We start from the raw sequence: 25,367 nt of genomic DNA, 5'->3' as shown, positions 1-25,367 counted from the left end.
TCAGGCTCCGACCACCTGCAGGCCGCCTTGCTCCGCTTCGGTGAATCCGTCGTACCCGACGCCTGCAGGGTCCGTCACCACCACATCCACGTCGCTGAGGCTGCAGACGGTCGCGAAGGTGACCACACCCAGCTTGCTGCTGTCGGCGACGACGATCGTCCGGCGCGCGCTCGCGAGCGCTGCGCGTTTGACGGCCGCGTCGTCCGGGTTGTATTCGGTGAAGCCTGCTGCGCCGTCGACTCCGCCCGCGCTCATGATGAACGTGTCGAAGTGCAGGCCGGCCAGGGCGGACTCGGCGGCGGGGCCGTACACAGAGCGCTCGATCGGCCGGATGGTTCCACCGATCACCATGACCGTCATGTCCTGTTCATCGGCCAGGCAGTCGGCGGCGCGCAGATCGAGGACGAGCACCCTCAGGTTGCGGCGGCCCGAGAGCGCGCGCGCGACCTGCAACGTCGTCGAGCCCGCATCGAGGATGACCGTCTCGCCGTCCCGGATGAGGCTCGCTGCGGCTTGGCCGATCCGCTCCTTCTGCTCCTGGTTGCGCATACTGCGGGTGTGGAACAACGGGGACCTGCTGCGCGACACCGTGGAGACGGCGCCACCGTGGACGCGCGTCAGCGCGCCGAGCGCCTCCAAGGACTCGAGGTCGCGCCGCACTGTCATCTCGCTGACGTTGGCGGCGTGCGCGATATCAGCGATGTGCAGCTCACCGCGCGACTCGATCATCTCGAGGATGAGTCGATTCCTGTCGGCCTTTTTCACCGAACTCCTTCGCTGGTCCTACGTTTCGAAGTACAACCTATCGACGCAGCGGGCGCCAGCACTCCGATGGAGCCCTGGCGCCCGTCCACCCGTCAGTCGCAGGGCTTGTAGAACGAGCTCGAGATGGCCGGGTCGTCCATGTTCGCCTTGGTCGCCACCACGATCGGAGTGGAGATCTCCTTTTCGACCTTCTTGCCATCCAGTGCCGATACGGCGGTCTTCACCGCTTCGTAGCCGATCTTGTACGGGGCGGGGACCAGCAGAGCTGACGCAGTGCCCTTCCGGAGGAGGTCGATCTGGTAGTCACGCGCGCCTCCCGTCACGAACTTCACCTTCCCGGACTTGTCCGCCTCTGTCAGTGCGGTCACGGCTCCCTCGGCGTCGCCGCCGTTGAAGGTCAGCACTCCGGCCAGGCTCGGGTAGCGCGCCAGGGCGGCCGCCGTGATCGAGGCCGACTTGCCGGCCTCGCCCTGCGAGTACTGGATGTCAGCGGTGACGCCGGGGTGCTTCTTCATCTCTGCGGTGAATGCGGCCCGACCCAGGTCGTTGGTCGTCACGCCAGGAGGAGAGAAGATGGCGAGCACGGTGCCCTTGCCTCCAACCGCCTTCACGATCTGCTGCGCAGCGAGCGTGCCCATCTGGCCCCAATCCGCAGACAGGCTGGAGGTGAGGATGCTGTCGTCCTTGAGCGTGGTGTCGACGGTCAGAATCTCGATGCCTTTGTCCTTCGCCTGCTTCAGCGGTGGGAACAGCGCTGTCTCGTCCGTGGGGGCGATGATGATCCCGCTCGGGTCCTGAGCCGTGGCTGCGTTGACGATCGGCACCTGCTGTGTCGTGTCGAAAGCCTTCGGCCCCTGCAAGTCGACCGTGACGCCGAGTTCTTTGCCCGCGACCTTCGCGCCGCATTGCAGCGAGCGGTAGTAGGCGTCGGACATGTTGCCGACGATCACGTCGAGCTTCTTGCCTGCCGCTGAGCTGCCGGTCGGGGACGACGCAGCGGGCTGCGAGCAGCCGGCCAGGGCGACAGCGGAGGCGATAGCGAGCACCGAGAGCGCCGCGGTGGTGGTGAGTTTCATGGTGTTGTCCGTTCGGATAGGTGTTCGGGGGTGTTCGGGGCTAGTGGGAGCGATCGCGACGAAGCTTGTCGAGGTACACCGCGCCGATGAGCACGACGCCGATCGCGACCTGCTGCCAGTACGGCGCGACCCCGGTGATCACGAGGCCGTTCTGCAGGACGGTGGGGATGAAGACGCCGGCGACGGTTCCGATCAGTGCGCCCGCACCTCCGAAGAGGCTCGTACCGCCGAGGATGGCAGCGGTCACCGCCTGGAGGTTGTCCGTGGCATGTCCGGCCAGCGTCGTGGTCCCGAATCGTGCGAGGGCCAGGAAGCCAGCCAGTCCGGTGAGCGATCCGGTGAGCACGTAGACCTTGACCAGGTGCACGTTGACCCGGATGGACGCACGGCGGGCGGCCTCTTCATTCGCGCCGATCGCGTAGGTGTAGCGGCCGAAGCGCGTCTGGTGCAGCAGGATGCCGAACACGATGGCGACCAGCGCCGCGATGATCACCAGGTAGGGGATGCCCGCGAAGGTGCCGTTGCCGATTTCGGCGACGGAGGCGGGGATGCCGCTCAGGTCGAATCCTCCGGTGATGACGTACGAGAGGCCGAGCGCTGCGCCGAGCGTGCCGAGAGTGACCACGAAGGCGGGGATCTTGGCGTAGGCGATCAGCACACCGTTGATGGTTCCCCACGCAGCGCCGCTCAGAATGCCGACCACGAGTCCGGCGAGCAGGACGCCCGGCCCGTCGCCGCCGATGGCCTTCATCGTCAGGAGTGATGCGACGCCGCCGAAGACGAGCACCGAGCCTGTGGAGAGGTCCATTCCTGCGGTGATCAGCGGGAAGTTGGCTCCCACCGCGAGCACGAGCAGGATGGACGCGTCCGTGGCGATGGCCCGGGCGTTGGACAGTGTCGGGAACGTGGTCGGAGCGATGATTCCGAAGACCACGACGATGACGGCGAGGATCACGAAGATCGCCACGCTCGGCTTGAGCGCGAGACCCAGGAGGCGCCGCAGCCAGGCCGGCCCGTGCGCGTCGGCGGGATCGTTGTCGATGTCGGCGCTGTACTGAGTGGACGGGTGGGTGGTCTCGTGCACGCTCATTCGGGTTGCTCCAGGTTGGCTCCGGTGATGGCCGCGACGATGTTCTCCGTCGTCGCGTCGGCGATGTCGATCTGCGCTCCTCGGCGGCCGAGACGAAGCACTTCTATGCGGTCCGCGACGGCGAGGACATCCTGAACGTTGTGACTGATCAGGACGACCGCCACTCCGCTATCGCGCACGCGCCGGATCAGGTCGAGGACGTTGCGTGTTTGGGCCACGCCCAGAGCGGCGGTCGGCTCGTCCATGAAGACGAGGCGATCCGCCCACATCACGGAACGGCAGACGGCCACGCCTTGCCGCTGTCCGCCGGACATGGACGCCACCGTCCTGCCTGAAGGCGCGACGGTGACCGACAGCCGGTCGAATACGTCCACCGCCTGGGACCGCATCGCCTTGGAATCCAGGAATCCCATCGCTCCCAGTACGCCCTTGCGCTTGACCTCGCGGCCGAGGAAGAGGTTGGCGGCGGCGTCCAGGGTGTCCGCGAGCGCCAGGTCCTGGTAGACCGTCTCGATGCCGTAGCGCCGGGCGCCCTCGGGCGAGCCGAAGCGGACGGGTTCCCCATCGATGAGTATCTCGCCTGTGGTGGGCTCGTGGACGCCGGACAGAGTCTTGACCAGCGTGCTCTTGCCCGCGCCGTTATCACCCATGAGCGCGACGACTTCCCCGGGGTACACCGAGAAGTCAGCGCCCCGGAGGGCGTGGACATGCCCGAAGGTCTTCGTGATCTGCCTCGCTTCCAGCAGAGGCGGGGAATGGTGCTGCACTGCTCCTCCTTCGTGGGCGCCCGACGGGCCGCTTGCGTCATGTCTAACACGCAACGGCCACAATTGCACACTTTTTTTGTTTGTTTGAGCGTTACGGGTGTGTTACGTTTCTGGCATGACGAGCGCATCGACCCTCTCCGCCTACGAAAACGGCATCATGAATCAGGCAGCGGGCCTGCTGGCGATCCTCGACGCGCCGCCCTCCGCCGATGCGGACGCGTTCCTCGCCGGAGTCGTCTCACGCTTCGACGGGATCGTCATGACCGGAATGGGCTCCGGGCCGTGGGCGGCCTACCCGGCCTATCTCCGGTTGATCGACGCCGGCGTGCGCGTGTGGGTGATGGAGGCAGCCGAGCTGCTCAACTACGGGATGGGACTGCTCACTTCACGGAACCTGCTCTGGATCACGTCGCAGTCCGGTGAGTCGGCGGAGATCGTCGCGCTGCTCGAGAACCTCCCGCACGAGCGTCCCGTCGTCCTGGCAACGGTCAACGACACCTCCAGCACCCTGGCCCGTGCGGCGGACGTAGTGCTTCCGCTGCACTCCGGGCCGTCAGACGACGGGGTCGCCGGCACCGGCACCTTCGTCAACACGATCGTGTCGCACGCGCGCGCCGTCGACCGCATCCTCGGGCAGGACTCCGAGCGCGAGCTGGCCGACGCCCCTGCCGCGGTGGCGGGGTACACCGCAGACTGGGCCGCGCAGCGTGAGATCGCCCTCGCGCTTCCACTAGCCGGACGTCGGCTCATCGTGGCTGCGCGCGGCGCCTCGCTCGCGGCAGCGAAGACCGGCGCGCTCTTGATCAAGGAGGCCGGCAAGGTACACGCCGAGGCCATGTCGGCAGGAGAATTCCGCCATGGCCCAATCGAGCTCGTGGATTCGCGCTTCACGGCGGTGGTTCTGGAAGGGGCGCCACGGACGGCAGAGCTGAACCGGCGGATCGCCGCAGATGTCGTCGAATGGGGCGGTCAAACCATCTGGCTCGGTGCCGAGGGCGGGCCCGGCATCGATTGGCGCATTCCGGTACTTGCTGGAGCTGCGCGTCCGATCGCAGAGCTTCTTCCGCTGCAGGTCATGAGCGTCGCGGCCGGATACCTCAACGACGTCGTCCCGGGCGACTTCGTTCACGCCCGCCGCGTCACGCGCACGCTCTGAGGCCGGCTCAATCCAGTTTTCGCTGCGCTCACCGTCGTCCTTGGCCTCGTGGGAGCGAGCACGAATCGATGTGACACACGTCTCGCTGCCATAGGCTAGGCATTCAACAGACCGTTATGGCGAGTTGGTGCGCATAATGCGGACGCGCGCGCTGCCGCGGTGTGCGTCGGGGAGGTCGCCAGGACACTCGCACGACCCGTCAAGTAACCTCCACGGGCGCTCTAGGCGGATCCTAGCGACGGCGGATCACGTTGAACGCGATCTCGCTGCTGCGGTCGTAGTCGACGGCGTACGGCACGCGCAGCCCCTCGCTGGTGATGCGGGTCTCTTCCACCACGAGCCACGGGTCGTATCTCGCTAGGTTGTGCTTCGCCGCGTATTCGGTGGGGAGGTTGGGCGCGCTTTTGCGAGCGGCGGAGGACACGAACGCGTGGCAGTGTCCTTCTAGCGCCTTCGTCACCGAGTGGCCCCAGTCGCGGAGGGCGATGAGCCCGGGCAGGCTGTCTCGCCGGAATGCGCGGCTCACGAGACGGTCATTTACACGACGATCTGTATTGTTTGATGACCTGCTCGGTCATGCGACATGAGTCCCACCCACTCGCCGCGTACCGGCTCACCGTCTCCACGCACTCCTTCTTCTCTACCGCCGTCGGGAACACTGACCCGATCAGTCCGCCCTGCAGTTCCGGACCCATGTTGCTCGCATCAATGACGAATACCCGCATCACAATCACTCCCCACCCGATCGTTTTAGTTTGCCTTCCGGCGGAGAGATCAAGAGCGAGTGGAAGGGGCGTAGTCCCAGGACCGTGGGATACCGGAGGGAGCGCAGCGAGTGAGGATATGCCGCGAAATCCCGGCACGGAGAACCGGGAACGAGCTACGATCGGCCGGCGGAAAGACAAACAAAACAGGCGAGAACAGCGCCGCCGAGGCGGCTCCACCCAACCGGCATGCGGCAATCTCGGCCCATGACGCTCATCGGATCAGGTGACCAACGCTTGTCTGGGTGCGTCGTGTTCCTGCCGCACAGGTCAGCGCTTTGTCGCTCGGCGTGGGCTGTCCGAGCGTTCATCGTAGGTCGCTGACGCACCCTGCCGTTCCAAGCGCGCTCTGACGCCGTCAGCGTACCCGTGAGCGACGCGGTGCGCGCATCGATCGCCGCCCACGATCGTGCCAACGGTGCCCCTGTGGTTCTGGGCGCCTATCTGAGCCCGTCCGATGGTTCGGGCGGTGCACAGGCCTGGCTCGATGCAACGCGACTACGCGCAATCCGCGATCGACAGTCTGCCCGAGGTCCTGCGCGCCGAAGCCAGCGCTGAACTAGACGCCGCTGCGGGAACGCGTTCTGTCCCCGTTTCGACGCGCTCCCGCATCGGCGGGGTGCGCCGACTGGGACGGTTTGCTGTCAAATTCGGAATGGACGGTTCTCTTTCATCCGTCACGGGCGCGAGCGGAACAGTGCACGCGGATAGGGACCATCCGATCGGTCAATACGTCTACCAGACGTTCTCCGCCCACGACTACCAGCGATGGATTCGTGACTACTGCCGCGACCTCGCGCTCAACGCATCCTGGGCCATGGCCGATCATGAGAAGCTCGGTCTCGATCTTCTCGATGACATCCCCCCTGCGCGCTCCTTCACGCCACACCTGGTTGGCCTCTGGCAGTGGTCGGAGGGCAGCTTCGATATCGTTCGAGTCGCGGCGATTTTGCCCGAAGAGGCCTCGGAGCTCCGCGGCGCGCCTCGCGAGGTGCAGATCACCTACGTCTTTGACCGCTCCGCGCCTACCATCTCCGTACAACTCAGACTGATCGACAAGGACGGGTACCGGCTTCCGGAAGCGAGCTGGTTCCGCATCTCTCCATTGGTCGATCACCCCAACAGGTGGGCCCCGCGTAAGCTCGGCATGCTGGTAGACCCTAACCGGGTCGTCCGCAACGGGAACCGCACAATGCACGCCGTCGACGCAATCGAGTACAGGAACGGCTCGAAACAGGCTCAGCTCGTCTCTGTGGATGCTCCCCTCGTAGCCCTTGGGCGACCACGACTGCTCGAGTTCGACAACACCTTCAACAACCTCGACGACGGCTTCTACTTCAACCTCCACAACAACGTCTGGGGAACCAACTTCCGAATGTGGTTCGACGAAGACGCCACCTACGAGTTCCACCTGTCCCTCGACACCGCCCCCGAAGGGACGGAAGCGTGACCATCGACGTGCACGGCGCCGTCGCTCCGCGCTTCGCCGCCCTCGAAAGGGCCTTCGCCGATGCGTTCGCTGGCCGTCCCTCGATGGGAGCGGCGCTGGCCATCCGCCACCACGGCGAGATAGTCGTCGACCTGTGGGCCGGCCTCGCGGACCCCCGGACCCGATCCCCGTGGAACGAAAACACCGCAACCGTCATCTTCTCCTGTACCAAAGGCCTCCTGGCGCTGCTCGCCGCCAGACTGGTACAAGAAGGGCGGCTGGACTACGACGCACCGGTCACTGACTACTGGCCCGAATTCGGCGCCGCAGGCAAGCACACCATCACGGTCACCGAGCTGCTCGCACACCGCGCAGGGCTGTCGGCGCCCCGGGAGCCACTTACGGTGAACGACATCGTTGACTGGTCCCGAATGACCGCGACGCTAGCCAGACAAACACCGCTGTGGCAGCCTGGCTCCGGCCACTCCTATCACGCCATCACCTACGGCTGGCTTGCCGGAGAACTCATCAGACGTGTCACCGGCGAAAGCGTCGGGACGCATTTTCAGCGGGCCATCGCCACGCCGCTCCACCAGGACGCGTGGATCGGCTTGCCTGACAATGCCCGCAGCAGAGTAGCCCACGTGTCGGCCGATGCGACGCTTCAGGATCTCATCGCCGACGAGGCCGCGCACCGGGACACTAATGTGCCCGACTGGAGCGAGAAGTCGATGACGCTCGGCGGAGCGCTCCCACCCGAACTAGTTGGCGAGGAGTCGGGCTTCAACGATCCGCGAATCCAAGCCGCAGAGGTACCGGGAGCGGGCGGTACCGCAACCGCCAGAGCGTTGGCATCCATTTGGTCTTCCGCAATCACGACCACCGACGGCGTGCGCCTGCTCAGCGCGGCCATCATGCAAGAGGCGACACAGGTTCAGACGGAAGGGGCGCCGATCTTCGGTAGCCCAGGCCCATGGCCACGGTGGGGACGCGGCTTCCAATTGGATTCGCAAACCAGGAGATACCTCACAGCCTCCGGTTTCGGGCACGACGGAGCAGGCGGGCAAGTCGCGTTTGCAGACCCAGACACCGGCATCGGCTTTGCCTTCCTCACGAACCAGATGGAAGGACGGGAAGACACCCGTGCAACCCACATCATTGACTCGCTGCGCGCCCTCCTGAAAACCTTGCCCAGCTGAACACGGCGCAGCATCGTGAGCAAATAGTTTCCCGTGGGCGGCCTCGGCGCGATGCCGTCCACGGGGGATCCTGCCTGATGCAACCGGCCGCAACCACGCTATGACGGCGTTGCATACCGCTCCCGCATGGGGCGACGACTTCCGCATGCGAGCTGTACTCGAGCGACGACCAGCGAGGGCCCGGACTCGACGCACGGCAAGGGGCCCGAACTTCTGGTCGGGCCCTCGTCCTCCCACCTCTCTATCGACCGAGCCTGTGTTCTCGTTGCTGCCCTGCCCGGTTGGGGCCTTGTGGGCCTTTAACGCCCGCTGTCGCGCACCCGTTACTGCCTCGCGTGGATGGCGGCCTTGGCCGGCCGCGCAGAGTCCGTCCGTCGAAGCCCTGAGGAGTAGATGATGCCCCGTCTCGTGACGACTCACCCGCCAGTGCAGAACGGCGGTTATCCGGAGGTGGTCGAGATCCCGATGCCGGACGCGAAACGGCGCTTCCCAACAGACTGCGGCCGGGATGATCGAGGTCGGCACCCCGAAGTCGCACAAGCGCCGCACGGTTCCGTTCCCACACCTGCTCGACCCGGCGCTGCGTCCGCTGGTCGAGGGGAAGGGCCCGGACGACCTCGTCTTCGCCGACAAGCACGGCATGTATCTGCGGCGCACCCGGGTGAGCACGGCATCGCGTTCCTGGTTCGTGTCCGCACGCCTGGCCGCCGGCATCCCACAGATGACCCTGCACGATCTCCGACACACGGCCGCGAGTCTCGCGGTGTCGGCTGGCGCCAACGTGAAAGCCATCCAGCGGATGCTCGGACACGCCTCCGCGGCGATGACTCTGGATATCTACGGACCTCTTCGACGATGACCTCGACGACGTTTCGGCACGTCTCGATGACGCCGCTACGAAATCAGTTGTGGGGTTTTTGTGGGGGATGGGCACGAAAAACCCCCGGAATCGGCGGGATTCCGGGGGTTTCGATGAGCGGAGACGGAGGGATTTGAACCCTCGGTCCCCTTACGGGGACTCCACCTTAGCAGGGTCAAAATACTCCCGAGCTGGCCGCAGCTCGCGCACGTACCTGCAACGAAAACAGGGTCATGCACAACACGAAGTCAGGTGCAACTGTCCCCTCGCTGTCCCGACTCACCGCTCCGGGGGGTACTGTTCGATCGATGCGGCGCACTACTTCGCGCAGACCCGAAGGGATTGGTTTCTGGACATGCGCCAGCGCGATTATCTGCAGCGAAAGCCAAGTAGGACGCCGGCCGAATTTCGCCGCGCCTGCAGCAGCCCCGTTATTGCGAAAAGCTCTTCAGTTCATATGTGGCAAGTCGAGAGTGGTGGGCTTCGTCAGTCGAGTGTCGTGTCCGGTTGGGTCCGGACACGACACCGTGCAGGGATGGGGGGGTCTCCTGCACCCGCTGCGATACGGCTCGGGGGAAGCCATGTCGCAGCAGCCGGGGGGATCAAGGGACAGAACTGCCAGTGGTGGACGTGAGCGGCTGGAGGCGGGTGAGTTGGGTGACGTGTGCGGGGGTGAGCTCGGCGAGCGAGTTGACTTGGAGGAGTTTCATGGTGCGGATGAGTTGGTCGGTGAGGATGTGGATGGTGCGGTCGACGCCGGCGCGGCCTCCGGCCATGAGGCCGTAGAGGTAGGCGCGGCCGATGAGGGTGAATTTGGCGCCGAGGGCGTAGGCGGCGATGATGTCGGCGCCGTTCATGATGCCGGTGTCGATCGCGATCTCGGTGTGGTGGCCGACTTCGCGGGCGACGTCGGGGAGGAGGTGGAACGGGATCGGCGCGCGGTCCAGTTGCCGGCCGCCGTGGTTGGAGAGCACGATCCCGTCCACACCGAAGTCGGTGAGCTTCTTCGCGTCCTCCAGGGTCTGCACCCCCTTGATCACCAGCTTCCCGGGCCAGAGGGCGCGGATCTCGGCGAGGTCGTCGTAGTCGATCGAGGGGTCCATCGCCGCGTTGAGCAGGTCGCCGACGGTGCCGCCGGTGGCGGACAGGGAGGCGAACTCCAGTTTCGGTGTGGTGAGGAAGTCGTACCACCACCACGGCCGCGGGATCGCGTTCAGGATCGTGCCCAGCGTCAGCTGGGGTGGGATGGAGAACCCGTTCCTCTTATCCCGCAACCGGGCGCCCGCGACCGGGGTGTCCACGGTGAAGAACAGAGTGTCGAACCCGGCAGCCGCAGCCCGCTCCACCAGCCCGTAACTGATCTCGCGTTGCCGCATCACATACAATTGGAACCAGTTCCGCCCTTGCGGATTCGCCGCCTTCACGTTCTCGATCGAGGTCGTACCCAGCGTGGACAGGGTGAACGGGATCCCCGCCGCCCCGGCCGCACCGGCACCGGCGGTCTCACCCTCGGTCTGCATCAACCGGGTGAACCCGGTCGGCGCGATCCCGAACGGCAACACCGACGGGCCACCCCAAATCGTGCAGGACGTGTCGACCGTGGACACGTCCCGCAGGATCGACGGGTGGAACTCCACGTCCTGGAACGCCTGCCGCGCCCGGGCTAACGACAGTTCGCCCTCGGCGGCGCCCTCGGTGTAGTCGAACGCCGCCTTCGGCGTCCGGCGGCGAGCCATCCGCGCCAAATCCTCGATCGTCAGCGCCGACTCCAGTCGCCGTTTCTTCAGGTTCAACTCCGGCTTCTTGAACTGCATCAACTCCAGCAACTCAGCCGGCTTCGGAAACTGACGGGTGACCAATAGTGCGTCCTTACCTAGGTTGCCATCGGATCGTCATCGGGGCAGGCGGAGTCCGGCCATGCCACCATCCACTGCTAGCGCCGTCCCCGTTGTGAACGATGAACCAGGCGATGCGAGGTAAACGATGGCGGCGGCAACTTCGGGTGCTGTGGCTAGTCGCCCCATCGGCTGGCGTGCCTCCAACCGCGCGCGCTCTGCCGTGGCGTCCTCGGACGCATCGAGCAGTCGGCCGACCCACGGAGTGTCGACCGTACCGGGACAGACGCAGTTGACCCGGACTCGGCCGGTGAAGTCGGCGGCCGTGGCGAGAGTCAGAGCCTGGACGGCGCCCTTGCTTGCGCTGTACAGAGCTCGTTTCGGAAGCCCTGCCCAGGCGGCGATGGAGCTGACGTTTACGACCGACGCGTGGGCGGATCGTTCGAGATAGGGCAACGCAGCACTTGTCACTCGGGCGATGCCGACGACGTTGACGTCGAGGACCCGCAGCCACTCGCTGTCGTCGTTCTCGGCGATCGTCCCGGTTGCGCCGATCCCGGCGCAATTGACGAGGATGTCGAGACCGCTTTCCTCGAACCGGCCACTGATGACCGAGCTGATGGCGGCGCGATCCGTCACATCTGCGACCAGTAGATCCGGTTCGTCGATCGCAGCCGACCGATCGAGGCCGACGACCGTGGCCCCTTCCTCACGCATGAGTGCGACCACGGCGCGCCCGATACCGCTTGCCGCCCCCGTCACCAGTGCAGTCAGTCCTGTGAGATCGGTGGAGACGCTCATGCGGCCACCACCGCGTTTTCGGCCCGTCCGAGACCGTCGATTTCACAGGCGACCCGATCGCCCGGTCTGAGGTACACGGCGTCTCGGGCGCCGAGTGCCACGCCCGCAGGGGTTCCGGTGTTGATGAGGTCTCCAGGACGAAGCACGAGGAACTGGCTGAGGTACCAGACGATGTGGGCGACGCTGAAGATCATGTCCGCGCTCGTGCCGTCTTGCTTCTGTTCGTCACCGACCCAGAGCCGCATGCCCAGCGCCTGCGGGTCCTCGATTTCGTCTGCGGTCACGAGCACCGGACCGAGGGGGTTGAAGGTCTCACAGCTCTTGCCCTTGTCCCATTGGCCTCCGCGCTCGAGCTGGAACTCCCGCTCGGACACGTCGTTGCAGAGCACGTAGCCGGCGACATGCTCGAGAGCGTCGTCCGGCGACGAGAGGTAGCGGGCTGTGCGGCCGATGACGACCCCGAGCTCGACTTCCCAGTCGGTCTTGACCGACCCGCGGGGTATGAGAATGTCGTCATGAGGCCCTATGACCGTCGACGGGTCCTTCATGAACAGGATCGGCTCGTCCGGAATGGCCGCTCCGGTCTCGGCGGCGTGATCACGGTAGTTGAGTCCGATGCACAGCACCTTGCCCGGCCGCGCAATCGGCGCGCCCCGCCTACTCCCAGCCGCATCGAGCTCGGGCAACGAGCCTTCGCGCAGTCGCTGCTGCACGTTCGCCGTGCCTGCCGCCAGAAACGGCCCGTCGATATCTCCGGTGATCGGCCGAAGGTCGAACAATCGGCCCTCTGCTTCGACCACGGGCACCTCTCTACCTGCGTCGCCCACTCTGGCGAATCTCATGCTGGTTCCTCTCAATGACCGTCGTGGCTGGCTGGTCGGCTTCAGCGATCGGGGTCGGCAGGGTCGGGTGCGAGCCCGCTTTCCGCCAGTTCCGCCCAGAGATCTTCCGGGATGGGTGACCTATACCGTGCCAGAGTGCCGACCACCTGCTCCGCCGTGCGGGTTCCGACCACGACCGAGGCCACGGCGGGATGCCTCAACGGGTACTGGACCGCCGCTTCGGGCAGAAGCACCCCGTGGCTTTCGCAGACCGCGGCGATCCGCCGGGCCCGCCGGACCACCTCTGCCGGGGCACGGTCATAGTCGTAATAGGAGCCGTCCGGGACCACGGGATTGCTCAGCAGCCCTGAGTTGTACACGGCGGCCGCGACGACGCCGACTCCGCGCTCCGCAGCAGCGGGAAGCAGGTCGTGCAGTGCGCCCTGTTCGAGGAGGGTGAATCGACCGGCCACCATCACGACATCCACATCCGTCTGCCGCACGAAGTCGGTGAGCATCGCCGACTGATTCATGCCGGCGCCGATGGCGCCCACCACCCCCTGGTCGCGCAGTTCGACGAGCGTGGCGATTCCCGTCGTCGAGGCCTCCGCCCAGTGGTCGTCGGGATCGTGCAGGTAGGCGATGTCGACACGGTCGACACCGAGCCGCCTCATGCTGGACTCGATGGAGCGCAGCACGCCGTCTCGACTGAAGTCCCAGACCCGGCGGCGATCCGCCGGGACGACGAATCCTTCGTCGTCCAGTCGTCCGGCCGACTCTGGACTATCGATGATGAGACGGCCTACCTTAGTGGAGATCGCGACGCTTCTCCGCTCGACGCCCGCAAGCGCCCGGCCCAGCCTGCGTTCGGAGAGACCTAACCCATAGTGCGGCGCCGTGTCGAAGTAGCGCACACCGCCTTCCAGGGCGGCCGTCACGGCAGCGGCGGATGCGGCGTCGGTCGTCTCGCGGTACAGGTTGCCGAACTGGGCAGCACCGAGGCCGATCTCGGTCAGGACCTGCCCGGGCTTCACCGATCGGACAGCGAGTGAATTGATCGCATTCATTAGTTCCAGGTTACCTTACAAAGCATCCGACTTATTGTGTTCGCTACGGAGCGCTCCGGTGTTCGACGCAGCGGGTGCCAGTAGGCCGTAGAACTCGATGGCAGTACCGCCGAAGAAGCGCTCACGGTCCGGGTCCGGCCAGAGGGCCACCGCGTCCCGCACAGCCGCAATGATGCGGTCGTACCCACCCGCGAGCACCGAGATGGGCCAGTCGCCGCCGAACATCAGACGTTCCGCGCCGAACTCCTGCAGCGCCACCTGGCACACGTCGATCACCTGCGACGGTGTCCACGATCCCGGCGCGCCGGTTGAGGCGTACAGCCCGGATACCTTCGCGTAGACGTTCGGTCTGTCGGCCGCTTCATGCAGGAGGGCCGCCCACTCGTCTATCGCGCTATCCCCCGACCCGATCGGGGGTTTGCCGAGATGATCGAGGACGATACGGAGGCCCGGGTGCCGGTCGGCGACCTCGATCAGCGAAGCGAGCGCAGCGGGCCCGCTGGTCACGAAGTCGAAGGGCAGCCCCGCGTCGTCCAAGAGAGACAGCGACGAGTTGAAATCGGGGCGATGCACCCAGTCCGCATCCGGCCGATCGTGGATCAGGTTGCGGACTCCCACGATCCGGGCGTCGGCGCGAAAGGCCGGTAGCCGCCTCGCGACGTCGTCGGGGTCCTCCAGCGGCAGCCATCCCACCACTCCGACCACTCGGGGCTCCGTCTCGGCGACGTCCAGCATGTTCGCCGTGTCTCCGACCTCGTCGGCGGACTGAACGAGAACGACTCCGTCGACGCCGAATCGATCAAGTGCCGGCAGTATCTCCTCGAACCGCATGTCCCGGTCGATAGGAGCAAGATCTGGCCTGAGCCAGGAGTATGCAGCACGTCGTCGGTCCCAGATGTGCAGGTGAGCGTCGATCAACATGTGCCCACCCCGAGTACTGCCTCAGGGAGGGCGACCTCGAGCCAGTACCGTCCATCCGGGTAGGAGTATTCGGCGACGGAGTCCTCCAGCATCTCTGAGCTGTAGCCGGGCTTCGACGGCAAGATGTAGTTGCCGTCGACAACCACACACGGGTCGGTGAAGTGTTCGTGCAGATGGTCGACGTACTCTGTCACCCTGTCGTCGAGGGTTCCCGACACCGCCACGTAGTCGAACACCGAGAGATGCTGGACGAGTTCGCACAAACCCACTCCTCCGGCGTGCGGGCAGACCGGAACCCCGAACTTCTTGGCCATCAGATAGACAGCCAGTATCTCGTTGACGCTGGCAAGGCGCGCCGCGTCCAGCTGACAATAGTCGATCGCCTCAGCCTGGAACATCTGCTTGAACAGCACCCGGTTCATTCCGTGCTCGCCCGTCGCCACCCCGATCGGCGCAACCGCGCGCCGCACGGCGGCGTGGCCTAGGATGTCGTCGGGGCTCGTCGGCTCCTCGATCCACAACGGCTGGAAACGCGCAAGGTGCCCGACCCACTCGATGGCCTCTGGCACATCCCAGACCTGGTTGGCGTCAATCATGAGTTTCGCATCCCAGCCGATCACTTCCCGGGCGATGGAGAGCCGTCTGACATCGTCCTCGAGGTCGCCGCCCACCTTCAGCTTCACGTGCTTGTAGCCCTTGCCCACGGCCTCGCGCAGCAGCATGCGGAGTTTGTCATCGCTGTAGCCCAGCCATCCCGCGCTGGTCGTGTAACACGGGTACCCTCCGCGTCGCTGGAGCTCGGCGATGCGAGAGGACCGCGTGGGAGCCATCGACGAGAGGATGTCCAACGCCTCCTCTCGTGTCAGAGCGTCGGACAGGTAACGGAGATCAGCCGCGTCGACGAGTTCTTGCGGCGTCATGTCGGCCAGAAGTCGCCAGAGCGGCTTGCGCGCGCGCCGCGCAGCCAGATCCCACACCGCGTTCATGACTGCCGCTAGCGCGAGATGCACAACTCCCTTCTCGGGGCCCAGCCAGCGCATCTGCGAATCGGATGCGAGGTCGCGGTAGACCCCCCCGAGGTCATCGGTCACGCCGTCGACATCGCGCCCGATCAACGGCAAGGACCGCTGGCGTGCCGCCTCCACGCACAGGTCGTTTCCGCGACCGATCGTGAATGTGAAACCGAAACCCTTGAGATCCGGATCGTCGGTGTCGAGTACGACATAGGCTGCCGAATAGTCGGCATCCTTGTTCATCGCGTCAGATCCGTCGGCACTGAGCGAAGTCGGGAATCGCACGTCGTAGACGCGCGCGCCGGTGATGGTCGTCATCGATGGTTTCCAATCTGCTCGACGCGGAGCACGGCCCCGCGTAGATAGGTGAACAGCGGTTCCGGGCGGTCGCTCCAGGACTTCAGCCGGGACTTGACTTCCTGATTCGCCTCGTCCTGAAGCGCAATCAGAAAAGCGTCATCGAAGACCGCGGCGAGATCCACCGGTCTTCCCTGGCGGGCGGACACTATCGCCCCTTCGACCATGGCCAGACTGAAGATATTGGAGTGGACTTCCCCTGAAGGGACACGTCCGGTGCGCAGGGCGTCGATGTACTCGGCAAGCGAGCCCGCAATCGCCTCATCACTGTGCACGGGCTCACCGACGGGACCTACCACTTGCACGTCGACCGCAGGCCGGCTTTCGCCATCCCAAAGGAGCGATCCCAGCGAACCGTTCAGGCGCCAGGATCCGTTCCAGGACGTCTCGAAACCGGACGAGCACCAGCTCCCCGTGTAGAAGAAGCGCGCGCCGTTGCTGAACTCGAAGCTGGCGTTGCAAGCGGCGTGACCCGCATACCAGCTCCATGACGGATTGAAGCTGTCGCAGTACACCCGGACCGGCTCGTCATCCAGGAGATACCGCGCCACATCGAACGGATGGATCGCCATGTCGGACAGCAGCGGGTAGTCCATCCAGTCCCGGAAGCCTCCGAATCTCGGCGCCATGAAGTAGTCGGTCCGTATGATCCCGATGTCGCCCAGCACCGCGCACAGTCGCTTGGACTCGGCGAGGGCGTCGTAATACCTGCGGGACTGACTGATCATGAGCAGTTGACCAGATGCCTCCGATGCCGCGGCGAGCGAGAGCGCTTGGCTGAGCGTCGGCGCGATCGGCTTCTCGCAGAGAACGGGCAGCCCGGCGAGAAGCGCTTCCAGATTCACCGAATGATGAGCCGATGGCACGGTCACATCGACCACGGCCTGCGCCTCTGTTCTCCGGGCGACTTCGCTTGTGCTCGTGCCGATCGCCACATCGGTTCGGCCGATCGCCGCAAGGCCCGCCCGGGCGGATGCCAGGTCGAGATCGACCAGACCGACCAGCTCGACGTCAGGCGACTCCTCCAGGAGGGCCAACCAGGTTCTGCCCATGGCGCCTGCACCGACCTGGATCACGCGGATGGGTGCGGCAGGGTCGTCGAGTGTCGCGAATCCCCTCACCGCGCGGCCCGCGGCGAGAACTCGTCACCGGCCACGCCCAGCACTGGCGAGGACATCCCGCTGGACACGCGGCGTAGCTCTGGAGGTATCCGGAAGGCCACGGAGCTACGCGCCCATTTGACGCCGTTGGCGATCACGCGTCTCACGTCGTCGTGGAAGTACACAGGGTACTCCTGGTCGCCAGGACTGAAGTAGAATATCTTGCCTCGCCCACGCCGCCACGTGCACCCGCTACGGAACACCTCGCCGCCTCGGAACGTACTCACGAAGACGAGTTCATCCGGGACAGGGATATCGAAGAATTCGGCGTACAGCTCCTGCTGTTCGATGACGATCGGATTCGGAACCCCTACTGCGATCTCATGAGTCGGGTCGATTGTCCACACTATCTCCCGATCCGGCTGGGAGCTCCACGCCAGGGAACAGCTCGTGCCCATAAGCTTGGTGAAGATCTTTGAGAAGTGGCCGGAGTGCAACACGACCAGTCCCATGCCTGCCAGCACGTGCCGGTAGACGCGGTCGACGATGGGGTCCTCTACCTCGCCGTGGGCCGTGTGCCCCCACCAAACGAGGACATCGGTGGCCGAGAGGCGTTCTTCCGTCAAGCCGTGCTCGGGATCGTCGAGCGTGGCGGTGGTGACCGTGGCACCGCCGCCGAGGTGCCGTTCGATGCCGTCGCGAACGGCACCGTGGATGCCGTCGGGGTACCGGGCCGCGATCCGGGCATCGGACTTCTCGTGCCGGTTCTCACCCCATACGAGTACGGACAGCCGGCCTGGGTGGCGCTGGGGAGACGGTGGGCCGTCTTCGACGAACGACATCAAGAAGCCTTTCAGTCCGTGAACGTGCTCGCTATCGGTGGCTTGGTCCGTGCGGAGTATCCGGCGTCATGCAAAGAATACAACTCTTTCGGGTGCCTAACCCGATATTAGTCGGACTTTTAGTAGCATTCAATAGTCAACCTATGCCGGTACAAGGAGGACGTAATGCGGGTTGCACTGCATTCGATACTGCGAGAAGGGCGCGAGTCGGGCTATGTAGACGCGCACGCCGCGATCCCCGACGACCTCGTGCGGTCCTTCGCGCGCGTCGGCATCCATGACTGGGCCATTTGGCGCAGCGGCCGTGACCTTTTCCATCTGGTCGACTGTGACGATTTCGCGGCTGCGATGGAAGCGCTGGCGACAGATCCGGCGAACCTGCGTTGGCAGTCCTTCATCAACCAGTACGTGGACCACTTCGTTGCCGCCGAGGGGCTGGGGCACATCATCCTGCATGAGGTGTGGGCCCTCGACGAACAGCGGAACAGCTGAGGTTCCCCAGCCGTCGCCCGGTTCAACGATGGCTAGAGCTCAGGTCAGGTCGGCGAACTGCAGTCGCAGATAACCGGAGACCGGCACGGCGAACTGGGCCAACTCGCATCGCTCTTCGAGCTCACCGAAGTCCTGGAGTTCGCCGGCGCAGTCGCGGATCTCGTATCTCCCACTGACATGGCCTTGACCGATCGATACGATCGCGCCCGCAACGCCGCTCCCGTTCACCACAACCGCCGACCGACAAAATGCCGGGTCGAGTGTGACCACCGCGCCGGTGTAATAGACCGCGAGCTGCTCCTCATTGCCGTCGGCGTACGCAACGGTGTAATGGCTCTCCGGAGAGAGAAGACGAAGCGGTCGGGATGTCAGGAGATCGCGGTGCTCCTGCCCGAATCGCAGCCAGTGGTCGACGACTGCAGCGCGGCGCGCATCGAGGGTCTCCAGGCGAACGGACACCTGCGGAGTCGCAAACAGCGTGTTGATGAACTGCAACGCGATGTTCTCGGGAGTCTCGTCGACGTTCCACATGAGCATGTCGGAATGAACTGCGGTGGCGCCCGAGATCAACCTGATATCGAAGATGCTTACACGGTTGCGTATCGGGTCGTTCGGGCAGTCGGCAGCCCGAAGGATGTTGCCGTAGGTCCGCATGAGCGGTCCCACGTAGGACTGCCGGAACTCGATTAGGATGTCCGGCTTGAGCGCTCGCAGGCGGGCGATCGCGTCGGAAAGCAGCCGGTCCACCGCAACGGGAACCGAATCGAGGTCGCGACCGTCGCCGAGGCCGTGGTTCGTGTTCTCCAGGCCCGGGAACCGGAAGCTGTCGACGAAATCGAGCTTCAACCCGTCGATGCCCCAGTCGCGCACAGCGTGTTCATAGGTCTGAATAAGATGCTCGCGGACATCTGGGAATCGCGGATCGAGGACCCAGGTCTTGCCGCTGGGCCAATAGCCCAGCATCTTGCTGGAGAGTTTCGCGAACGTCCTCGAGCCTTCGCCCACGTGCGGCACCGAGAACCAGAGCAGGTAGTCGAGCCCGAGCGCTTTGACTGCCTTTACATGCGCGGGCATATCCGGGAACTTCGCCGATGACACGAACCAGTCCCCGCAGGAATCGTAGCCGGTGCTGTCGTCGTCGGTCTGCCAGCCATCGTCCACGATGATGGAACCGAATCCGTGATCGGCTGCCAGGGCGGCCTGTGCCTCGATCGACGGCGCCGACAGCCCCTGATGGAAGCTGTACCAGGTCGAGTACGCGGGCTTTCGTGCCGCAGCGGGAACTGACGCCGGAGGAGCAGCGCGCTCCCACCAATCGGAGGCATCGCGGAGGCAGAGGTAGTACGGGGCGACCCTCGTGTCAATTCTAATGGTGCAGTTATACTCGTCGATCGGCGCCGAGGGTTCAGTGAAGAGGTCGAACCCGCAGGTCATTCGCGCTGAGTTCTCATTGACCCCCGAATGCATGACGACCGGATTGAGAACGTCCGACAGCGCGAACGTCATGCGGTTGGTACCGGCGACGTCGAATAGCGACGTGATCGGCGCGCTCGTTGTCGCGCTGGCGAGAACACCGCGGGCATAGTCGGGAAGAAGTCCCTTGTCGAGGTTCGTGGTGGGGTGCCACTTGGCGTGGATCCCGACGATGGGCACACTCCATCGGATTCGGCACGTCCCCGGCCGAGCCGGCTGCTCCCACCGGATGAACACGTCGACGTCGACCAGTCCGTCAGCGATTTCCCGAATCGTCCATTCCGTGGTCGCGCCGTCGTCGTCCGAGCTGACGGCGAAGACCTTGGAAAGCTCCTCCTCAGTCATCGGCGAGGAACAGCTCGATGACGGGTACGGCCACATCGGGCCGTTGAATGGGCAGGTTGAGGGTCAGAGTGTCCGGCGGAAGCTGCCCCATCTCGGCCATGTGCGCGACGGTTCCGGCAGGCGTCTCGTGGATCGTCACTTCCGAGGCATCGTGCAGGAACTGCGCGTAGCGAATAGTGCCGCCGGCGCCAGGGAGGTGCACGGTCCCAAGTGGCCAGCTGAAGATGTGGAGGTAGAGGCGGTCGCCGCGTTGAGTCAGCCGACAATCCTGCGGCGGTTCAAAACGTTCGGCCGGCGCCGCCCCGTAGATGGAGCGCCCATGCAGGCGCAACCACTCGCCGACCTCCCCGAGGATGCGCGTTGCGGTGGGCTCGAATTCTCCGCGCCCGTTCGGGCCGACATTCAACAGCAGGTTGCCGCCCTTTGAGACTCCGTCGATGAGCATGCGGACGAGCAGGTCAGCGGATTTCCAATTGATGTTGTCGCGGTCGTAGCCCCAACTTCCATTCAGCGTCTGGCACGCCTCCCACCGTTGACGCTCTCCGTCGACTGAGATGGCGCCTGCGGGCTGGTACTGCTCCGGCGTTACGAAATCGCCGGGAACATCTAGCCGTTCGTTCACGATGATGTCGGGCTGAAGTCGTCGCACCAGTGCGAGGAGTTCCTCTGAGTGCCAGTCCTTCCGGCTCTTGCCTCCCCAGATGGAGAAGTACGAGAAGTCGAAGAACAAGTAGTCGATGGTCCCATACCGCGTCAGCAGTTCCTCGACCTGCCCGTGCAGGTATGCGACGTAGTTGTCCATGTTCCGCGGCGCGGCCTTGGCCTCTTCGTCATCGCGTTGAGGATGCAGCCCGTCGATTGTGAAGTCCGGATGGTGCCAATCGATCAGAGAGTGATAGAACCCGACTTTGAGGCCGTGGCGTCGGCACGCGTCGACGAAGGGCTGAACCAGGTCTTCTCCGTAGGGGGTATTCGCCACGTTGTAGTCCGTCAAGTCGGAGGGCCACAAACAGAAACCCTCATGATGCTTGGTCGTCAGCACCATGTACTTCATCCCGGCGGCTTTCGCCTCGCGCGCCCAAAGGTCGGGGTCGTAGAGGTCGGGATCGAAATGGCGGAAGTAGCGGTCGTAGTGAGCGTCGTCCAGTTTCTCGCGGTTCTTCACCCACTCGTGCCGGGCGGCGAGGGAGTACAGCCCCCAGTGCAGAAACATGCCGAATCGCGACTCGTCGAACCAGTGCATTGCTTGCTCCCAAATTCTGAAGGTTTACGCTAAGCCGTCTGAGGCAGAGATCACGTCGCCATTGAGGCGAGAATCGGCTTCGGATACTCCAAGTGCGGCGGCAACCCGACGCCCGGACCGGTGGGCGCCTGCACCATGCCGTTTTCGTCAACGCACGACTCGCGAACGACGGGGTTGGAGGTAACGAGCGACTCGTAATAGGTCGTATTCGAGATCGCCATGCACAGGTGTTGACTCGTTATCGTCGGGCCGTGCACTTCTGCTTTCAATCGGAAGGAGTCGGCCAGGTGAGCAATACGCATCGCACCGGTGAAACCACCACGCAGCTCGGTGCCGGTTCGAACGAACGTCGCAGCCCCGGCCGCAACGAAGTCCGCGCTGTTCATGTGCGCTCCGTCTGACGTCTCAGCGACCAGAAGAGGCACGTCCACCTTTTCCGACAGCCACTTGTATGCGGTGACGCTGAATTCGAGCATCGGCTCCTCATACCAGAGGTAGCCGCTCGCCGTAAGTGCTTTACCGAGGTACACGGCCTCGGGCAAATCGAATGCGGCAGATCCGTCGTACATCAGCGGAATATCGGGTCCCACATGCTCTCGCAAGCGCTCGCACAGGCGTGCGTCGCGTCGGGCATCTCCCCACGCGTGCAACTTGATGGCTCGATAACCCAGTGCGAGGCTCTGGTCGGCGACGTCGAGGTATTCCTCGACCGAGCCGAACGTGGAGGTGGAGGCGTAGGCGGGGATCTCGGTGCGGAAGCCGCCGAGCAACTGCCATACCGGGAGCCCCGCCTGTTTTCCTGCCAGATCCCAGAGCGCGATATCGGTGAGGCTCAGTATGTAGCTCGGCAGCTCCTCTGTGCGATCGAGGTCCCACAGTCGATGCCACAGGTATTCACGAGCGAGAGGATCGGCCCCCAAGAGCTCGTCGCGTAATACTCCGTCTACGAAATGAGAGAGAGCACCCTCCATGCCGGGCCGGTTGAGCAGGGCATGCCCCTCAAGACCCGTGTCCGTGCAAATGCGGAGCACCGCGCCCGTTCCTCCGCGGGGGCTGCCGAGAAGTCCGCGCCTCCAGACGAACGGTGGGTCGGCAGCAGGGAGGGCGACGGGGTACGTCTCAACGTGGGTGATGTGCACTGGCGGTCCTTTGGTCGGTGTGCTCGATGAGCGGGTTTTTCAGTCCGAAGCGATTCCGGCCGTCTGACGTCGCAAGATCGCGACGCCGCACGAAGGAACTGTCAGGGCGAACGGGTCCTGGCGGATGCTTAATGTCGGTGTTCCGGACGGCGTGCCCGCGGCGTCGAAGACCTCCGCGTGAAATTCGCCACGCGCACCTTCGCCGTGAAGCACGAGCTGATCCGATGAGGAGCCATTGATCAGCAACGTCTGATGGGACAGTTCGCCTTGCACCTCGAGGAAGTTCGAGTGGAACGTCGCCAGAACCGACCCGGCGGCACCGTCGGCGCGGGCCTCGGGATACGACAGGTCGGGCGCGCTGAGGGTGAGGGACCCGTGTAGCAGCGTGTCACGGAAGGTCGCGAACAGTTGGAGCCAGAACTTCAACGTCTGGAAGTGCACCGCGTCGAGCTGGTCGAGCCGCACAGAGATTTGCGGTACGGCGAAGAGCACACTCAGAAGTTGGCGGCCGGCTGCTGCCGGCGGTGCCTCAGGATGCCACATGATCATGTCCGAGTGGATCAGGGTGCGCTCGGCGAGGAGCCGAAGATCGAGGGAGTGCACGCGATTTTCGGTTGCGTCCATTGCGCAGTCGGTGACGCGGAGGAGGTTGCAATAGCGGCGCAGGCGAGGACCGACGTAGGTCTGCCTGAATTCGATGAGGATCTCCGTGTTCAACGCGGTAACTGCTGCGGTCAATCGTGCGAGGAGCTCGTCGACCGCATCCTCGACGTGCACGAAGTCGGTTCCGATTGGCGCTTCGGTGATGCCGTGCAGGGCGAAGGCGTCGATGAAGTCGATCTTGATACCGTCCAGCTGCCAGTCTCGTACTGCTCGGACGACGGTACCGATCAGGTACTCGCGCACCTCCGGGTGCCGGGGATCAAGTACCCAGGTGTCGAGATCCGCCCGATAGCCGAGGGTTCGATCGGCAAAACGTCGATAGATTTCGCTCTGTTCGCCGACGAAGGGCAGCGCGAACCACAGGAGGTACTTCATTCCCAGTCGATGTACGCGGGCGACATGCTTTGCCATGTCGCCGAACTTCTCCGGGTCTGGGATCCAGTCGCCGCACGATGAGTAACCACCTACGGCGTCGGCGGTCTGCCATCCGTCGTCGACGATGACGGCGGTGCAGCCGGCTTCCTTGGCGAGGGCCGCTTCCGATTCCACTGAATGCCGGTCCACATTCTGGCCGAGACTGTACCAGGTGGAGTACATGGGGCTCGCACCGCTCGCGGGCGCTGTCAGAGGCGTGTCACCTGCTTCTGCCCACCAGGTCGCGACAGAGTCCAGTGTTTCGGTGACAGGGCGCAGCCGTGTGTCTAGCATCAGGGAAACCGCGTACTCCCGTTCTTCCCGCAACGCGATCCGGGCCTGTCCGACCAGTTCGGCTGAACGCCCGCTGATGCCGAACTTCAGCGCCACGGGGCGCAGCGTCTCGGAAAGGGCGCTCGTCAACCGATTCGCTCCGTCGGCGCCGTAAAGGGCAGCAACGGGCGAGCCGCTTATGGCGCTGACCACATACTCTTCCGAGAACGAGACGGGTAGCCACCGTTCGCCTTCGACACGGGATGTCCACAATGCTGTAGCGTCGGTGCACGGTACCGACCAGCGGAGTTTGAGGTGGTGAGCCGGCCCGAAGCCGTCTACCGTGACATGGAGCTGGATCCTTCCGCTGGAATGTTCGCTCGTGTGAACCCTGACGGAGCCTTTCGGGGTTCCGGTCGAGCACTCCAGCTCGACGTCCACGGCACAGCCGTTCGAAAAGTGCTGTTGCCACAGTCCCGTCACCGCACACCGCCCGATACCAATGACGAACTGCGGAGAATCGATCGTTGCGCGAACAGCAATGCGACCATCACCGGCAACATCGTCACGATAGTCGCAACGGCGATGTCCGGTCTGTATATCGGTGCACCGCTGACGAGCCCGGTCGGGTTGAAGTCGGGCGACGATGAAGCCAGAAGTGCCAATCCCACCGGCAACGGGCTTTGATCACTGCCCGAGAGCATGACGAAGGGTAAGAAGAAGTTGTTCCACGATGCCACAAAACTGAAGAACGCCACGAGTGCGATGATCGGCGCGGCCAGCGGCACCGCGACCCTGGTGAACACCCCGACCTCAGAACATCCGTCCAGGCGAGCCGCCTCATACAGCTCCCTGGGCACGGCCGTGCTGAAGTAGATGAAGGTGAGGTAGACGCCGAAGGGGAAGAACGACAGAGGCAGGATCACCGACCAGATCGTCCCCACGAGGCTGATGGCGCTGAGTTCCAGGAATATCGGCAGAACCAACGCGGCGCCGGGCATGATCATCGTCACGAGAGTCACTACGAGGACCGCTCTGCGCCCCGCGAAGTTTCCGACGCTCAGCGCGTATCCGGCCGGGATAGTGACCACCAGCGTCAACACCAGCGCAGCCCCGGAGTACAACACCGAGTTTCCGACCCAGCCGAGGATCGCCCCTTGGTTGAAGGCCAGAACATGCGTCCATGCCTGGGCGACGTTGACGAGAGAACCGAAGGAGAACGGCGGGTCGTTGACGATCTGCAGCTGCGTCTTGGTGGCGGCCAGGAGCAGCCAGATGATCGGGATGACGAAGAAGACGAGGAAGAGGGCTAAAACCACCCACCCGACGACCCGCCCAACAGTGGAAGCGATCGGTCTCGCTTTGCGGTTCGCTGCGCCGGAGGGACGCACGGGCGACCGCCTCGGTCGATCGGTGGTTCTCGTGGTCAACGCTGTCCTCCAGGGTGGTCAAGAATACGACTG

At 64.5% G+C, this 25,367-nt stretch carries 23 protein-coding genes; 5 read left to right on the top strand and 18 right to left on the bottom strand.

Annotation, left to right across the window (positions count from 1 at the left end; translation table 11 throughout):
* From P3F85_RS17645 to P3F85_RS17630, 4 genes are all read right to left on the bottom strand, one after another.
* Positions 1-765 carry a DeoR/GlpR family DNA-binding transcription regulator gene (locus P3F85_RS17645; protein ID WP_374009146.1) on the bottom strand — a complete coding sequence of 255 codons (765 nt, stop codon included), beginning with the start codon at positions 763-765 and terminating at the stop codon, positions 1-3.
* A 92-nt stretch (positions 766-857) separates the two neighbouring features.
* Positions 858-1,841: an ABC transporter substrate-binding protein gene (locus tag P3F85_RS17640; RefSeq protein ID WP_374009145.1), complete on the bottom strand. Its 984-nt coding sequence runs from the start codon at positions 1,839-1,841 to the stop codon at positions 858-860.
* Between the two features lie 40 nt (positions 1,842-1,881).
* On the bottom strand, positions 1,882-2,931 hold the full coding sequence (locus tag P3F85_RS17635) for an ABC transporter permease (RefSeq protein ID WP_374009144.1): 1,050 nt from the start codon (positions 2,929-2,931) through the stop codon (positions 1,882-1,884).
* Positions 2,928-3,698, bottom strand: a complete 771-nt coding sequence (locus P3F85_RS17630) for an ATP-binding cassette domain-containing protein (protein ID WP_374009143.1) — start codon at positions 3,696-3,698, stop codon at positions 2,928-2,930. The genes P3F85_RS17635 and P3F85_RS17630 overlap by 4 nt, the downstream gene beginning before the upstream one ends.
* Positions 3,699-3,813: 115 nt before the next feature.
* Between P3F85_RS17630 and P3F85_RS17625 the strand changes: the two genes are divergently transcribed.
* The gene (locus tag P3F85_RS17625; RefSeq protein ID WP_374009142.1) at positions 3,814-4,854 is read left to right on the top strand and encodes an SIS domain-containing protein; all 1,041 of its coding nucleotides are present in this window, start codon (positions 3,814-3,816) and stop codon (positions 4,852-4,854) included.
* Between the two features lie 232 nt (positions 4,855-5,086).
* On the opposite strand, the gene P3F85_RS17620 is transcribed toward P3F85_RS17625, so the two are convergent.
* Entirely contained in the window at positions 5,087-5,380 is a 294-nt protein-coding gene (locus P3F85_RS17620; RefSeq protein WP_374009141.1) for a hypothetical protein, read from the bottom strand.
* Between the two features lie 725 nt (positions 5,381-6,105).
* On the opposite strand from P3F85_RS17620, the gene P3F85_RS17615 reads away from it, so the two are divergent.
* The 3 genes from P3F85_RS17615 to P3F85_RS17605 all read left to right on the top strand — a co-directional run bounded on the left by P3F85_RS17615 (position 6,106) and on the right by P3F85_RS17605 (position 9,105).
* Positions 6,106-7,068: a DUF5054 domain-containing protein gene (locus P3F85_RS17615; protein ID WP_374009140.1), complete on the top strand. Its 963-nt coding sequence runs from the start codon at positions 6,106-6,108 to the stop codon at positions 7,066-7,068.
* The gene (locus P3F85_RS17610; protein WP_374009139.1) at positions 7,065-8,246 is read left to right on the top strand and encodes a serine hydrolase domain-containing protein; all 1,182 of its coding nucleotides are present in this window, start codon (positions 7,065-7,067) and stop codon (positions 8,244-8,246) included. The genes P3F85_RS17615 and P3F85_RS17610 overlap by 4 nt, the downstream gene beginning before the upstream one ends.
* Positions 8,247-8,754: 508 nt before the next feature.
* Positions 8,755-9,105: a tyrosine-type recombinase/integrase gene (locus tag P3F85_RS17605; protein WP_374009138.1), complete on the top strand. Its 351-nt coding sequence runs from the start codon at positions 8,755-8,757 to the stop codon at positions 9,103-9,105.
* 602 nt (positions 9,106-9,707) lie between these two features.
* Here the strand turns inward: P3F85_RS17605 and P3F85_RS17600 are convergent.
* The 8 genes from P3F85_RS17600 to P3F85_RS17565 are packed head-to-tail and all read right to left on the bottom strand — an operon-like array spanning position 9,708 to position 17,862.
* Positions 9,708-10,964 (bottom strand): alpha-hydroxy-acid oxidizing protein, encoded by a 1,257-nt coding sequence (locus P3F85_RS17600; protein ID WP_374009137.1) that lies wholly within the window; start codon positions 10,962-10,964, stop codon positions 9,708-9,710.
* 33 nt (positions 10,965-10,997) lie between these two features.
* A complete protein-coding gene (locus P3F85_RS17595) occupies positions 10,998-11,741 on the bottom strand; it encodes an SDR family NAD(P)-dependent oxidoreductase (RefSeq protein ID WP_374009136.1) in 744 nt (247 codons plus the stop codon).
* Positions 11,738-12,583 (bottom strand): fumarylacetoacetate hydrolase family protein, encoded by an 846-nt coding sequence (locus P3F85_RS17590; RefSeq protein WP_374009135.1) that lies wholly within the window; start codon positions 12,581-12,583, stop codon positions 11,738-11,740. Before P3F85_RS17590 ends, P3F85_RS17595 begins: the two co-directional genes overlap by 4 nt.
* Positions 12,584-12,624: 41 nt before the next feature.
* Positions 12,625-13,629: an aldo/keto reductase gene (locus tag P3F85_RS17585; protein ID WP_374009134.1), complete on the bottom strand. Its 1,005-nt coding sequence runs from the start codon at positions 13,627-13,629 to the stop codon at positions 12,625-12,627.
* Positions 13,630-13,644: 15 nt separating this feature from the next.
* On the bottom strand, positions 13,645-14,550 hold the full coding sequence (locus P3F85_RS17580; RefSeq protein WP_374009133.1) for an amidohydrolase: 906 nt from the start codon (positions 14,548-14,550) through the stop codon (positions 13,645-13,647).
* Positions 14,544-15,881 (bottom strand): L-fuconate dehydratase, encoded by a 1,338-nt coding sequence (locus tag P3F85_RS17575; protein ID WP_374009132.1) that lies wholly within the window; start codon positions 15,879-15,881, stop codon positions 14,544-14,546. The genes P3F85_RS17580 and P3F85_RS17575 overlap by 7 nt, the downstream gene beginning before the upstream one ends.
* Positions 15,878-16,996 (bottom strand): Gfo/Idh/MocA family protein, encoded by a 1,119-nt coding sequence (locus tag P3F85_RS17570; protein WP_374009131.1) that lies wholly within the window; start codon positions 16,994-16,996, stop codon positions 15,878-15,880. The genes P3F85_RS17575 and P3F85_RS17570 overlap by 4 nt, the downstream gene beginning before the upstream one ends.
* A 41-nt stretch (positions 16,997-17,037) precedes the next feature.
* On the bottom strand, positions 17,038-17,862 hold the full coding sequence (locus P3F85_RS17565) for a ThuA domain-containing protein (protein ID WP_374009130.1): 825 nt from the start codon (positions 17,860-17,862) through the stop codon (positions 17,038-17,040).
* Between the two features lie 165 nt (positions 17,863-18,027).
* Here P3F85_RS17565 and P3F85_RS17560 point away from each other — a divergent pair, with 165 nt between their 5' ends.
* A complete protein-coding gene (locus P3F85_RS17560; protein WP_374009129.1) occupies positions 18,028-18,354 on the top strand; it encodes an L-rhamnose mutarotase in 327 nt (108 codons plus the stop codon).
* A 39-nt stretch (positions 18,355-18,393) separates the two neighbouring features.
* Here P3F85_RS17560 and P3F85_RS17555 read toward each other — a convergent pair whose 3' ends face one another.
* The 5 genes from P3F85_RS17555 to P3F85_RS17535 are packed head-to-tail and all read right to left on the bottom strand — an operon-like array spanning position 18,394 to position 25,295.
* Complete coding sequence (locus P3F85_RS17555; RefSeq protein ID WP_374009128.1) at positions 18,394-20,172, bottom strand: glycoside hydrolase family 36 protein; 1,779 nt, start codon at positions 20,170-20,172, stop codon at positions 18,394-18,396.
* Entirely contained in the window at positions 20,165-21,415 is a 1,251-nt protein-coding gene (locus tag P3F85_RS17550) for an alpha-L-fucosidase (protein WP_374009127.1), read from the bottom strand. The genes P3F85_RS17555 and P3F85_RS17550 overlap by 8 nt, the downstream gene beginning before the upstream one ends.
* Positions 21,416-21,465: 50 nt before the next feature.
* Positions 21,466-22,554: an enolase C-terminal domain-like protein gene (locus P3F85_RS17545; RefSeq protein ID WP_374009126.1), complete on the bottom strand. Its 1,089-nt coding sequence runs from the start codon at positions 22,552-22,554 to the stop codon at positions 21,466-21,468.
* 39 nt (positions 22,555-22,593) lie between these two features.
* Complete coding sequence (locus P3F85_RS17540; protein ID WP_374009125.1) at positions 22,594-24,345, bottom strand: glycoside hydrolase family 36 protein; 1,752 nt, start codon at positions 24,343-24,345, stop codon at positions 22,594-22,596.
* Between the two features lie 38 nt (positions 24,346-24,383).
* Positions 24,384-25,295 carry a carbohydrate ABC transporter permease gene (locus P3F85_RS17535; protein ID WP_374009124.1) on the bottom strand — a complete coding sequence of 304 codons (912 nt, stop codon included), beginning with the start codon at positions 25,293-25,295 and terminating at the stop codon, positions 24,384-24,386.
* Positions 25,296-25,367 lie beyond the last annotated feature (72 nt).

Origin of the sequence: Leifsonia sp. T36S-04 (assembly GCF_042465655.1) — a bacterium.
Lineage (GTDB): Bacteria > Actinomycetota > Actinomycetes > Actinomycetales > Microbacteriaceae > Leifsonia.
This window is presented reverse-complemented; position numbering and strand designations above follow the sequence as displayed.